The organism is Kitasatospora brasiliensis (genome assembly GCF_032654805.1).
Lineage (GTDB): Bacteria > Actinomycetota > Actinomycetes > Streptomycetales > Streptomycetaceae > Kitasatospora > Kitasatospora brasiliensis.
This window is the reverse complement of the sequence record NZ_JAUOOW010000003.1, coordinates 367,727-381,736: the sequence shown is the minus strand read 5'-3', so window position 1 is coordinate 381,736 and position 14,010 is coordinate 367,727. Positions and strand designations below refer to the sequence as shown.

At 74.5% G+C, this 14,010-nt stretch carries 3 protein-coding genes; 1 reads left to right on the top strand and 2 read right to left on the bottom strand.

Annotated elements, in window-relative coordinates:
* Nucleotides 1–47: 47 nt before the first annotated feature.
* Entirely contained in the window at nt 48–4,802 is a 4,755-nt protein-coding gene (locus QWJ13_RS13995) for a type I polyketide synthase (RefSeq protein WP_316524369.1), read from the bottom strand.
* A complete protein-coding gene (locus QWJ13_RS13990) occupies nt 4,802–10,237 on the bottom strand; it encodes a type I polyketide synthase (RefSeq protein ID WP_316524367.1) in 5,436 nt (1,811 codons plus the stop codon). The genes QWJ13_RS13995 and QWJ13_RS13990 overlap by 1 nt, the downstream gene beginning before the upstream one ends.
* A gap of 610 nt (nt 10,238–10,847) precedes the next feature.
* Here QWJ13_RS13990 and QWJ13_RS13985 point away from each other — a divergent pair.
* Complete coding sequence (locus tag QWJ13_RS13985; RefSeq protein ID WP_316524364.1) at nt 10,848–13,760, top strand: AAA family ATPase; 2,913 nt, start codon at nt 10,848–10,850, stop codon at nt 13,758–13,760.
* Nucleotides 13,761–14,010 lie beyond the last annotated feature (250 nt).

Genomic DNA, 14,010 nt, shown 5'->3' with positions numbered 1-14,010 from the left:
TGGCGGCCCGCGGGAGCTCCTCCCGCGGGCCGCCGTCGCTCACGTCGTCACGCCGTGCCCAGCTCGTTGTCGATGAAGGCGAAGAGGTCGTCGGCGGAGGCGTTCTCCAGCCGGCCCGCGACGGACTCGCCGCCGGCGGCGGACAGGGTCTCGGTCAGCCCGTTGAGCATCGTCTGGAGGCGGGCGGTGAACCGGCCCTGCTCGATCTCCTCGACCTTGAGACCGGCGAACGCGACCTCCAGGCGGTCGAGTTCGGCCAGCAGCGCGTCGGCCGAGGAGCCGGCCTCGCCCTCGCCCAGCTCGGTGCCCAGGTGCTCGGCCAGCGCGGCGGGCGTCGCGTAGTCGAAGATCAGCGTGGCCGGCAGGGAGACCCCGGCGGCGGTGCTGAGCCGGTTGCGCAGGTCCACCGAGGTCAGCGAGTCGAAGCCGAGGTCGCGGAAGGCGGTGCTGGGCTCGATCGTGCCGGAGGCGCCGTAGCCGAGCACGGTGGCGGCCTGGGTGCAGACCAGGTCCACCAGGGCGCGCTTGCGCTCGCCGCCGGTCAGGCCGGCCAGCTTCTGGGCGAAGCCGTCGGGGACGGCGTTGTCGCCGCCGCCGGACGCGGCCAGGCCCTGGACCTCGGGCAGGTCGGCCAGCAGCGGGGCGGGCCGGGCGGAGCCGAAGGCGGGCGCGAACCTGGTCCAGTCCACGTCGGCCACGGTCAGCGTGGTCTCGCCGCTCTCCAGCGCCCGGCCCAGCGCGGTCAGCGCCTGGTCCGGGTGCATCGCCGAGATGCCGAGGCCGCGGCCCGCGTCGCGCACGGTGCCGTGGTCGGCCATGCCGCCGCCGCCCCACATGCCCCAGGCGATCGAGGAGGCCGGCAGGCCCTCGCCGCGCCGGTACTCGGCCAGCGCGTCCAGGAAGGCGTTGGCGGCCGCGTAGTTGGCCTGGCCGGCGCCGCCGACGGTGGCGGTGAGCGAGGAGAACAGGATGAACGCCGACAGGTCCAGCCCGGCGGTCAGCTCGTGCAGGTTGAGCGCGGCCCGCGCCTTGGGCCGCAGCACCCCGGCGAAGCGCTCGGGGGTGAGCGCGTCCAGCACGCCGTCGTCCAGCACGCCGGCCAGGTGGATCACCGCGGTCAGCGGCTGCTCCGCCGGGACGGTGGCCAGCAGCTCGGCCAGGGCCTCGCGGTCGGCCGCGTCGCAGGCGGCGAAGGTGACCTTGGTGCCGGTCGCGGCCAGCTCCTGGCGCAGTTCGTCGGCGCCGGGCGCCGCCTCGCCGCGACGGCTGGTCAGCAGCAGGTGCTCCGCGCCCTGCTCGGCCAGCCAGTTGGCGACCCGGGCGCCGACCGCGCCGGTGGCGCCGGTGACCAGCACCGTGCCGGTGGGCTGCCAGGGGGTGCCGGGGCGCACCGGGGCGTGCTCCAGGCGACGGGCGAACAGGCCGGACTCGCGCAGCACCAGCTGGTCCTCGTCGCCGTACGCGGTGAGCGCGGTGGCGAGTCGGGCCAGGGTGAGCGGGCCGAGCTCGGCGGGCAGGTCGAGCAGGCCGCCCCAGCGGTCGGGGTGCTCCAGCGCGGCCACCCGGCCCAGGCCCCAGACCTCGGCCTGGGCGAAGCCGCTCGGGCGGGCCGAGGACTCGTGGGCCATCGCGTCCCGGGTGACGGCCCACAGCCGGGCGTCGATGCCGGCGTCGCCGAGCGCCTGGACCAGCGCGGCGGTCACCGCGGCCCCGGTGTCCAGGGCGAGCAGGGAGAGCACGCCGTCCACCGCGCCGTGGCCGTCGAGCAGTTCGGCCAGCGCGGTGCGCCGGTGCGCGGCGGCGGGCACGGCGAGCAGCTCGACCTGGTGGCCGCGCTCGCGCAGCGCGCCCAGCGCGGCCGCGACCCACGGGTCCTCGGCCAGCGCCTCGGAGACCACGGCCAGCCAGCGGAACGCGCCGGTGCGGTCCTCGGAGCCGGGCAGCATCCGCCAGCCGATCCGGTAACGCCAGCCGTCCACGGTGGAGTTGGCCTGCCGCTGGTCGTACCAGGAGGCGAGCGCCGGGATCAGCGCGGCCACCGGGGCCTGGTCCTCGACGCCGAGGGTGGCGGCGACCGCGGCCACGTCCTGCTCCTTGACCAGGTCCCAGAACTCGCCGCCCTCGTCGCCGCCGCGGGCCGGGGCCGCGGCCGCCGCCGTGATGGACGGGGCGTTCTCCCAGTGCCGGTCGCGCCGGAACGGGTAGGTCGGCAGGTCGACCACGCGGGCGCCGGTGAACAGCGCCGCCCAGTCGGGGCTCTGGCCGCTGACGTGCAGCCGGGAGACGGCCGTCAACAGCGCCTTGGCCTCGCTCTGGTCGCGGCGCTGGGTGGCGACCACCTCGGCCACGATGTCCTGGGACAGGCCGGTGAGCACCGAGTCGGGGCCCACCTCCAGCAGGCGGGTGACGCCCTCGGCGGCCAGGGTGCGCACGCCGTCGTGGAAGCGGACGGCCTCGCGCACGTGGCGCACCCAGTAGTCGGGCTCGGTCAGCTCGTCGGCGAGCGTGCCGGTCAGGTTGGAGACGACCGGCAGGGTCGGCTGGTGGAACTCCAGGGTGTCGAGCACGGCCCGGAAGTCGGCCAGCATGCCGTCCATCCGGTGCGAGTGGAAGGCGTGCGAGACCTTCAGCCGGGTGGTCTTCTCGAACCCGGCGGCCACCGCGAGCACCGCCTCCTCGTCGCCGGAGACGACCACCGCGCGCTCGCCGTTGACGGCGGCGATGTCGGCGCCCTCGATGAGCAGCGGGGCGACCTCGGCCTCGGCGGCCCGGATCGCGACCATCGCGCCGCCGGTGGGCAGCGCCTGCATCAGCCGGCCGCGCGCGGCGACCAGGGTGACGGCGTCGGGCAGCGAGAGCACCCCGGCGACGTGGGCGGCGACGACCTCGCCGATCGAGTGCCCGCCGAGCAGGTCGGGGCGGATGCCCCAGGACTCCAGCAGGCGGTAGAGGGCGACCTCGAAGGCGAAGATGCCGGCCTGGGTGAAGACGGTCTGGTTCAGCAGCTCGGACTCGGCGTCCAGCACCACCTCGCGCAGCGGGCGCTCCAGGTGCTTGTCGAACTCGGCGCAGATCTCGTCGAAGGCGCGGGCGAACTCGGGGAAGCCGTCGATCAGTTCGCGGCCCATGCCGGGGCGCTGGGAGCCCTGGCCGGAGAAGACCACGGCGAGCTTGCCGGGTCCGGCGGCGACCTGCGGCAGCTCCCGGCCCTCGGCCAGGGCGCGCAGCCCGTCCAGCAGCTCGTCCCGGTCGCGGCCGACCACGGCGGCGCGGTGGGTGAGCAGGGCGCGGGTGGTGGCCAGCGAGTAGCCGACGTCCAGCGGGTCGAGGTCACCGGCGGCGGCGACCAGCCGGCTCGCCTGGTCCTTGACGGCCTCGGCGGTCTTGGCGGAGAGCACCCAGGGGACGGCCGGCAGGCCGGCGCGCGGCGACTCCTGCGCCTCCTCCTCGGCCGGGGCCTCCTCCAGGATGGTGTGGGCGTTGGTGCCGCTGATGCCGAAGCCGGAGATGGCGGCGCGGCGCGGCCGGCCGTCGGTCTCCCACGGCCGGGACTCGGTGAGCAGCTCGACGTCGCCGGCCGTCCAGTCCACCTTGGTGGTGGGGTTCTCGGAGTGCAGCGACTTGGGCAGCACGCCGTGGCGCATCGCCATGACCATCTTGATCACGCCGGCGACGCCGGCGGCGGCCTGCGGGTGGCCCATGTTGGACTTGATCGAGCCCAGCCACATCGGCCGGCCCTCGGGCCGGTTCTGGCCGTACGCGGCGATGACGGCCTGGGCCTCGATCGGGTCGCCGAGCTTGGTGCCGGTGCCGTGCGCCTCGACCACGTCGACCTGGTTCGGCGACAGCTGGGCGTCGGCCAGCGCCGACTGGATCACCTTGACCTGGGCCGGCCCGCTGGGCGCGGTCAGGCCGTTGGAGGCGCCGTCCTGGTTGATCGCGCTGCCGCGGATCACCGCGAGCACCCGGTGGCCCTTGCGCTTGGCGTCGGAGAGCCGCTCGACCAGCAGCACGCCGGCGCCCTCGGACCAGGCGGCGCCGTCCGCGTCGTCGGAGAAGGACTTGCAGCGCCCGTCGGGGGACAGCGCCCGCCGCTCGCTGAACTCGATGAACATCTCCGGGCTGGCCATCACGGCGGCGCCGCCGACCAGGGCGAACTCGCACTCGCCGCGGCGCAGCGACTGGGTCGCCTGGTGCAGGGCCACCAGCGAGGCGGAGCACGCGGTGTCCATGGTGACCGCCGGGCCCTCCAGGCCCAGGGTGTAGGCGATCCGGCCGGAGACGATGCTGCCGGAGATGGTGCCGCCCACGTAGTCGTGGTGCATCAGGCCGACGAAGACGCCGGTCTGGGTGCCCTTCATCGATTGGGGGTCGATCCCGGCCCGCTCGAAGGCCTCCCAGGAGGTCTCCAGCAGCAGCCGCTGCTGGGGGTCGGTGCCGGGCGCGTCCTTGGGGCTGATGCCGAAGAACGCCGGGTCGCACTCGGCGGCGTCGTGCAGGAAGCCGCCGTGGCGCACATAGCTCTTGCCGGGGGCGCCGACCTCGGGGTCGTAGAGGTCGTCGACGTCCCATCCGCGGTCCACCGGGAAGCCGGAGACCACGTCGGTGCCTTCGCTGACGATCCGCCAGAGGTCCTCGGGGGTACGGATGCCGCCGGGGTAGCGGCAGGCCATCCCGATGATCGCGATCGGCTCGCGGTTGAGCTCCTCCAGCTCGCGCACCCGGCGGCGGGTGCGCTCCAGCTCGGTGGTCGCCCGCTTCAGGTAGTCGCGGAGCCTGTCGACGTTGGCCGGGTCTACCATCACTGGACTCCAGATTCGTTGTCGATCGTCGCAAAGAGTTCTTCGTCGGTGGCGGTGTCGAAGTCGTCCGGCTCCCCGCCTCCCGTGCCGCTGTGGGAGTCACGCCAGGTCCGCAGCAGCGCTTCGAGGCGCGCGGTGATCCGGGCGTGTGAGCCGTCCTGGTCCGGCAGTGCGGTCAGCGCGGCTTCGAGCCGGTCGACCTCGGCGACCATCAGCCGGGCCTGGTCGGCCGGGCCGGGGACGAGTTCCGCCTTGAGGTACCCGGTCAGGACGACCGGTGACGGCTGGTCGAACACCAGGGTGGCCGGCAACGAGAGGCCGGTGGCCGCCCCGAGCAGGTTGCGCAGTTCGACCGCCGCCAGCGAGTCGAAGCCCATCTCCTGGAAGGCCTTGTTCGGATCGAGCGCCTGGGCCGAGGCGTGGCCGAGTACGGAGGCCACCCCAGTGAGCACCAGGTCCAGCAGCAGCCGGTCGCGCTCGGCGTCCGGCAGCGCGGCCAGGCGCTCGCGCCAGCCGCTCTGGGCGTCGGCGCGGGAGGTGCCCGCGGCGGAGCCGGCACTGCGGCGCGAGGCGCCGCGGACCAGGCCGCGCAGCAGGGTGGGGACACCGTCGGTCCGGGCCCGCACCGCGGCGACGTCCAGGCGCATCGGCACCACCAGGGCGTCCTCGGCGGCCAGGGCGGCGTCGAACAGCTCCAGGCCCTCGGCGGCGGGCAGCGGCGGCAGGCCCATCCGGTGCATCCGCTCCAGGTCGGCGGCGTCGATGTGGTCGGCCAGGCCGCCGACCTCGGACCACAGGCCCCAGGCCATCGAGACGGCGGGCAGCCCGGCGGCCCGGCGGTGGGCCGCGAGGCCGTCCAGGAAGGCGTTGGCGGCCGCGTAGTTGGACTGGCCGCCGCCGACCAGCAGGCCGGCCGTGGAGGAGAACAGCACGAAGGCGCTGAGCTCGCGGTCCGCCGTCAGCTCGTGCAGGTTCCAGGCGGCGTCCACCTTGGGGCGCAGCACCCGCTCGACCTGCTCGGGGGTGAGCGCGGCGAGCAGGCCGTTGTCGACCACGCCGGCCGAGTGCACCACGGCGCCGACCGGGTGGCGCTCCAGCAGCTCGGCGAGCTCGGCGCGGTCGGCCGCGTCGCAGGCGGCGATCGCGACCTCGGCGCCGAGGCCTTCGAGCTCGGCCCGCAGGTCGGCCGCGCCGGGGGTGTCCTCGCCGCGCCGGCTGGTCAGCAGCAGCCGGCGGACGCCGTGGGTGTCGGCGAGGTGGCGGGCGATCAGCCGGCCGAGGCCGCCGAGGCCGCCGGTGATCAGCACGTACGCATCGGGGTCGAAGTGCGGCGCCTCGGCGGGCTTGGCCCGGGCGAGCCTGGGCACGGACAGCTCGCCCCGGCGCACCGCGACCTCGGGCTCGCCGCAGGCCAGCGCGGCGGCCAGGCCTTCGGTGCCGTCGCTGTCGACCAGCAGGAAGCGGCCGGGGTTCTCCGACTCGGCGGCCCGGACCAGTCCGGCCAGCGGCGCGTGGGCGAGCTCGTCGGCCCGGAGCACCACCGCCAGCCGGGAGCGGTCGAAGCGCCGCTCGGCGAGGAAGGCGCGCAGCACCGCGAAGGTGTCGTCGACGCTGCGGTGCACCGCCGCGGGCACCTCGCCGTCGGCGAGGGCGGCCGGCAGCACGATCAGGGCCGCCGACTCGACGGATGCCAGGCTCGGGTGGACGGGCACGCCGAGGCCGAGGTCGTCGGGGCCGCAGACCACGGTGTCGGCGGGCAGCGCCGCGGCCGGGTCGGCGTCGAGCGGCGTCCGCTCCAGGCGGAACAGCGACTCCCCCGGGCCGGTGGTCAGCTGCCCGGCCGAGACCGGGCGGGCGACCAGGGTGCGGACGGTGGCCACCGGCGCGCCGGTGCCGTCCGCGACGGCCAGCGAGACGGCGTCCTGGCCGGCCTTGGCGACGTGCAGCCGCAGCTCGCCGGCGCCGGAGGCGTGCAGGGTGACCCCGCCCCAGCTGAACGGGAGCACCGCCTGGCCGTCGCCCAGGTCGAGCAGGTTGACGTGCAGGGCCGCGTCCAGCAGCGCCGGGTGCAGGCCGAAGGCGGCGGCCGTGGTGCGGGCGCGGTCGGGCAGGGCGGCCTCGGCGAACAGGTCCTCGCCGCGGCGCCAGGCCGCGCGCAGCCCCTGGAACACCTCGCCGTAGCCGTAGCCGACCCCGATCAGCCGGGGGTAGAGCTCGCCCAGCTCGATCGGCTCGGCGCCCTCCGGCGGCCAGACCGTCAGGTCGAAGCCCGGCTCCTCGGCGGCGGCGGCGAGCAGGCCGCCGGCGTTCTGGCTCCACGGCGCGTCCGGCGCGTCGGCGGGCCGGGAGTACACCGCGACGGTGCGCCGCCCGGCGTCCTCGGGGCCGACGGCGACCTGCACGGCCACCGCGCCCTGCTCGGGCAGGGTGAGCGGCGCCTGGAGCGTCAGCTCCTCCAGCACCGCGCAGCCGGCCCGGTCGCCGGCCTGGACGGCCAGCTCCACCAGGGCCGTGCCGGGCAGCAGCACGGTGCCGTGCACGGCGTGGTCGGCCAGCCAGGGCTGGGCGGAGCGGGAGAGCCGACCGGTGAGCACCAGCCCGCCGGAGTCCGGCAGTTCGGTGACGGCGGCCAGCAGCGGGTGCTCGACGGGGAGCTGCCCGAGGCCGCTCGGGTCGCCGCCGGCGGCGGTGCCCTCCAGCCAGAGCCGGGTGCGCTGGAACGGGTAGAGCGGCAGGTCGACCCGGTTCGGCCGGCGGCCCTCGAAGAGCGCGGCCCAGTCGACCGGCACGCCGTCGGCGTGCAGCCGGGCCAGGCCGGCCAGCAGTTCCCGGGTCTCGGCCGAGTCGCGGCGCATGGTCGCGCCGGCCGCGAGGCCGCCGTCCAGGCAGTCCTGGGCCATCGCGGTGAGCACCGCGTCCGGGCCCAGCTCCAGGAACCTGCGCACCCCGAGGGCGGCGGCGGCGCGCAGCGCCGGCTCGAACCGCACCGGACGGCGGACGTGGTCCACCCAGTAGTCCGCCGAACCCAGCTCCTGCGCACCGGCGGGGGCGCCGGTCAGGGTGGAGACGATCGGGATGCGCGGCGCGCCGTACGACTGCGCCTTGGCGACGAGCGCGAACTCGTCCAGCATCGGCTCCATCAGCGGGGAGTGGAAGGCGTGCGAGACGGTCAGGCGGGTGCTCTTCTCGAAGCCGGCGGCGAGCGCCAGCACCGCCTCCTCCTCGCCCGAGACGACCACCGAGCGCGGCCCGTTGACCGCGGCCAGGCCCACCCGCTCGTCGAGCAGCGGCAGCACCTCGGCCTCGGTGGCCCGGATCGCCACCATCGCGCCGCCGGCGGGCAGCCGGCTCATCAGGCCGCCGCGGGCCAGCACCATGGCGGCCGCGCCCTCCAGCGTCAGCACGCCGGAGACGTGGGCGGCGGCCAGCTCGCCGACCGAGTGCCCGACCAGGTAGTCGGGGCGCACGCCCAGCGACTCCACCAGCCGGAACAGCGCCACCTCGACGGCGAAGATCGCCGCCTGGGCGTAGTCGGTGCGGTTCAGCAGCTGCTGCTCGGCCTCGATCACCCGGGCGAGCGGCACCTCCAGCTCCCGGTCCAGCAGGGCGGCGACCTCGTCGAAGGCGGCCGCGAAGACCGGGAACGCCCGGTACAGCTCGCGGCCCATGCCCAGGCGCTGGGAGCCCTGACCGGTGAACAGGAACGCCAGCTTCCCCTGGCCGACCGCGGTGCCCGCGGCGGGGGCCAGGGCGGCCAGCAGCTCCTCGGTGGAGCCGCCGACGGCCACCGCGCGGTGCTCCCAGGAGGAGCGGGTGCAGGCCAGCGAGTAGGCCACGTCGGCCGGGTCCAGCTCGGGGCGGGCCTGGACCCAGGCGCGCAGCCGGTCCTTCTGCTCGGCCAGCGCCTCGGGGGTGCGCGCCGACAGGAGCCAGGGGACGGCGTCCAGCGGCGGGGTGGGGGCCTGCGCCTCTGTCTGCGGCTGCTCCGGAGCGGGGGTCTGCTCCTCGGCCTGCTGCTCGCCGTCCGTCTCGGCCTGCTGCTCGCCCACCGGGGCCTGTTCCAGGACCACGTGGGAGTTGGTGCCGCTGATGCCGAAGGATGAGACCGCAGCGCGCCGGGGGCGGCCGCTCTCGGGCCACTCCTGGGCCTCGGTCAGCAGCCGGACCTCGCCGGCCGTCCAGTCCACCTGGGTGGAGGGCTGGTCCACGTGCAGGGTCTTCGGCAGTTCGCCGTGCCGCATCGCCTGCACCATCTTGATCACCCCGGCCACCCCCGCGGCGGCCTGGGTGTGCCCGAGGTTGGACTTGATCGAGCCCAGCCACAGCGGCCGGCCCTCGGGGCGGTCCTGGCCGTAGGCCGCGAGCAGGGCCTGCGCCTCGATCGGGTCGCCCAGCGAGGTGCCGGTGCCGTGCGCCTCGACCGCGTCCACGTCCGCCGGGGAGACGCCGGCGCTCGCCAGCGCCTGCTTGATCACCCGCTGTTGGGAGGGGCCGTTGGGGGCGGTGAGCCGGCTGCTGGCACCGTCGGAGTTGATCGCGGTGCCCTTGACCACGGCCAGCACCCGGTGGCCGAGCCGCTGGGCGTCGGAGAGCCGCTCGACGAGCAGCATGCCCGCGCCCTCGCCCCAGCCGGTGCCGTCGGCACCCTCGGCGAAGGCCTTGCAGCGGCCGTCGGGGGCGAGGCCGCGCTGCCGGCTGAAGTCGATGAAGGTCTCGGGGGTGGACATCACCGTCACCCCGCCGGCCAGGGCCAGGGTGCACTCCCCCGCCTGGAGCGCCTTGACCGCCCAGTGCAGGGCCACCAGCGAGGACGAGCAGGCCGTGTCGATGGTGACGGCCGGCCCCTCCAGCCCGAAGGTGTAGGCCACCCGGCCGGAGGCGACGCTCGCGGCGCTGCCGTTGGCCAGGTAGCCGTCGAGGTCGTCCGGCACCGTGTTCAGCCGGGTCGCGTAGTCGTTGTACATGACGCCGACGAAGACACCGGTACGGGAGCCGCGCAGCGCCGCGGGGACGATGCCGGCGTCCTCGAAGGCCTCGAAGGAGGTCTCCAGGAGCAGCCGCTGCTGCGGGTCCATCGCCAGCGCCTCGCGCGGCGAGATGCCGAAGAAGTCCGGGTCGAAGTCGGCGGCGTCGTGCAGGAACGCGCCGGTCCTGGCGTAGGTCTTGCCCGCCCGCGCGGGGTCGGGGTCGTACAGGGACTCGACATCCCAGCCCCGGTCGGCCGGGAAGTCCGACACCGCATCGGCGCCGGCGGCCACCAGGTCCCACAGTTGGTCAGGCGTGGCGACCCCGCCGGGGTACCGGCAGGCCATCCCCACGATCGCGATCGGCTCATGCGCGCGGTACTCCGACTCGCGCAGCCTGCGCCTTGTCTCGCGCAGATCCGAAGTGGTTCGCCTGAGATAGTCGAGCAGTCGGTCCTCGTTGTTCGCCAACGCAGCCATCCGATCGGGATCGAAGCCTTCGGAAACGCGGGATCCCGGCTCGTCGGTCCACGTCCCCGCCTTTGGGAGGCTAGGGAGCAGGGGGTGTCGGGGTCACCCCCTACTGCCCCCTGGAGTACCCCTGGTCCCGCTTTCCGGCGGGCCCGCCGAATGCCGAGACGATTGGTCGGACCTCTCCGCGGTCTATACCGGCGGACCTGCGCGGATTCGTCGCGGGCGGCCGCCACACCGGGCCGATCTTGACAACTTTGGAGGCCCCAACATACCGTCAAGTCAGGTTTGGGGCATGGGGATAGCCCCTCTGAGCAGCCACAAGTCGACGACCGACGCGGAGTGTCCGGGCAAGCCCGCCCGACCTCCGAGAGGTCTAGACCACCTTGAGAATTTCACCGACGCCACCCTTCACCACACACCACACGAAACAGCGGTGGGGGGCGGCTGATGACAAAAATGACACGCACATGACTTCTTGATGTCGAGCAGATTTCACCGCGGTGTTTTCATCAATTTCGATGGCACCGCGAAGTTATTGTTTCCAGGGACCCGCGGGGGCAGGGCCCAGTAAAAGTCTTTTTGTGTATTCAATTTTGAATACCTGGCCATGGGGGAGGTCATGGTGCGCCTATTCGAGCGCCACCGAGAGCTTGGGACCCTACGCGACGCCTACGCCGAGAGCGTCGCCGGAACAGGGCAGCTCACGATCGTCACGGGCGGACCGGGAGTCGGGAAGACCGAGCTGCTCCACGAGTTCGCGAACACCGCCTGCAAGGACGGCGCCCGGGTGCTGCACGCCGTCGGCTCCCCGCGGGAGCGGGCACATCCACTGGGCGTCATCCGGGAACTGCTGCACAGCGGGGAACTCCCGGCGGATGCCGTTGATTGCTCGTTACAGCCTCATACGAACATAGACTTAGCGTCAAGTACTGATTACCGGACGGAATCACTCCGTTCGGACCGGAGCGGTACCCAATACGCCCCGGAAACCCTCCTCAAGACCGTGTCCGCGCCGATCTTGGAGCTGGCCGGAGAACGGCCCCTGGTCATCGTCATCGACGACGCCCACCTTTTGGACACCCAGTCCCTACAGACCCTCCTCTACCTCCTGCGACGAATGAGGACGAAACGCATCGCGGTGGTCTGCGCCGGCTGGGAGCAGTCCGCACTGGCGGACCCGCTCATCCACGACAGCCTCAGCCGCCTGCCGCACCGCCGGGTCCGGCTGGCGCCGCTGTCCGAGCAGGGCGTGGCCCGGCTGCTGGCCGCCCAGAGCACCCGGCCGCTGCCGGACGGGCTCGACGCCGCCTACCACCGGGTCACCGGCGGGAACCCCATGCTGGTGCACGCCCTGCTGGACGACGGCACCCAGTTCGGCGCCGAGCTGGGCGATCCCGTCCCGAGCCTCGCCTACCGGCAGGCGGTGCTGGCCTGCCTGCACCGGGGCGAGCCCCGGCACCTCGCGGTCGCCCGGGCGCTGGCCGCGCTCGGCGAGCACGCCGACGCCCGCACCGCCGCGCTGCTGCTGTCCACCAGCCCCGACGCCGTCCAGGTCGTGGTCGACGTGCTGGGCTCCACCGGCCTGCTCGACGGCTACCGCTTCCGGCTGCCCGCCGCCGCCAACGCGGTGCTGAGCGATCTCGACCCCGGCGAACGCTCGCGGCTGCACGGCGAGATCGCCCGGCTGCTCTACCTGGACGGCGCGCCCGCGCCCGAGGTGACCAAGCACCTGATGGCGGCCGGCCAGGTCGCCGAACCCTGGGGCCTGTCCGTGCTGCGGCTGGCCTCCGAACAGGCGCTGGCCGCGGACCAGGTCGAGCAGTCCACCGGCTACCTGCGCCTGGCCGTGCGCGAGTCCGCCTCCGAGCGGGAGCGGCACACCCTCTCCACCGCGCTGGCGCGGGCGGAGTGGCGGGTCAACCCGGCCGCCGTGACCCCGTACCTCGAACCGCTGCACCACCACGTGTCGGCCGAGGACCTGGCGGCCCGGGACGCGGCCACCGTGGTGCGGCACATGCTCTGGCAGGGCGAGACCGGCCTCGCCGACGAGACCGTGACCGCGCTGGCCGGCTCGCTCGACCCGCGCGACGCCCATGTGCTGGCCGAGGTCGAGTTCGTCCGGCACTGCTTCTACGGGGTGCCCCAGGTCAGCCACCGCGGCGACCTCGCCAAGGTGGCCACCCTGGAACGGGCCACCACCGGCAAGGTGAACACCCTGTGGGCCACGGTGGCCCTGCTGGTCAGCGGAGACATCAGCGCCGAGTCGGTGGCCCAGGTGACCGACGCCCTCCAGAGCGGCCAGGACAGCGACCTGAAGCTGGAACTGACGGTCATCTCGCTGACGGTCATCGCCCTCACCGGCCGGGCCGAGACCGCGATGGAGGTCTGCGAAGCGCTGCTGAGCGACGCCGTACGCCGCGGTTGGACCACCTGGCGGGCGGTGCTGCTCGGCGTCCGCGCCCGGATCGCCCTGCTCCAGGGAGACCCGGCCACCGCGGAGGCCCAGGCCACCGAGGCGCTCGAACTGCTCGACCCCCAGGCCTGGGGCGTCCTGATCGGCCTGCCGCTGTCCACGGCGGTCCAGGCCAACACGGCCCTGGGCCGGCACGAGAGCGCCACCCAGCTGCTGCGCCGCAAGGTGCCGGACACCATGTTCAACACCGTCTTCGGCATCCAGTACCTGAGCGCCCGGGGACACCACTACCTGTCCACCGACCGGCCGTTCGCGGCGCTGAACGACTTCGAGACCTGCGGGCACCTGATGCGCGAACGCGCCTCCGCCGTGCAGCCGCTGATCCCCTGGCGCACCGACCTGGCCCAGGCCAACCTGCGGATCGGCAAGGCCAGGGTCGCCAAGGAGCTGGCGGAGGAGCAGGCCAACCTGCGCCACCCGCTGGGCACCCGCTCGCGGGCGATCGCCCTGCGGGTCCTGGCCGGCACCAGCCAGCCTCGGCACCGCACCGCGCTGCTGCGCGAGTCGATCGACCTGCTCCAGGTCTGCGGCGACCGGATGGAACTCGCGCTGGCCTTCGAGGACCTGTCCGCCACCCACTACGAGCTGGGCGACTACTCCAGGGCCCGGCTGGTGGCGCGGCAGGCCGCCCAGGAGGCCGGCGAAGGCGAGCCGCGGGCCGCGGCGGGCGGCGAGGGGTCGGCTGTGGCCCCCTCGCCCGCCCCCGCGCCCAGCCTCGCCGCCGTCCCCGCGGCCACCCCGGTGGCCAGTGCCGCCGCCGCGCTGCTCAGCGACGCGGAGAGCCGGGTCGCCGTGCTGGCGGCGCTCGGCTACACCAACCGGGAGATCAGCGGCCGGATCCATGTGACGGTCAGCACGGTCGAACAACACCTCACCCGGGTGTACCGGAAGCTGAACGTCGCCAGCCGCACCGAGCTGCCGTCCAAGCTCCTGGAGCGCCAGACCCCGGCGCTGCCCGAGCACCGGTCGGCCCCCGAGCGCCGGCCCCGCCAGCACGTCGCGGCCACCCGGGAGCTCCCGCCGCTCTGGCGCCGGCTGGCGATGTAGCGCCTGCCGGCCGAAGCCGAAGCCGCCGTCGAACCGCCCCACGGGCGGTCGGCGGCGGCTTCGGCTTCGGCGCATCGGGAGGGCTTCCCTTCGAGGGTCGGAACGTGAGGGGCTCTGGACGTGAGGGGCTCTGCACTTGTGGGGCTCTGCGCTTGAGGGCGTCCGGACTTGAGCGGGCCCGGACCTGAGGGTCGGACGGGGCGGTGCCGGGGTGGCACCGCCCTTCGGTCCTCCGGGGCAGGGCCTGCCC

What these genes read in the sequence shown, in the direction of transcription:
- QWJ13_RS13985 (WP_316524364.1), top strand. Translation starts at nt 10,848, where the DNA reads ATGGGGGAGGTCATGGTGCGCCTATTCGAGCGCCACCGAGAGCTTGGG.
- QWJ13_RS13995 (WP_316524369.1), bottom strand. Translation starts at nt 4,802, where the DNA reads ATGGTAGACCCGGCCAACGTCGACAGGCTCCGCGACTACCTGAAGCGG.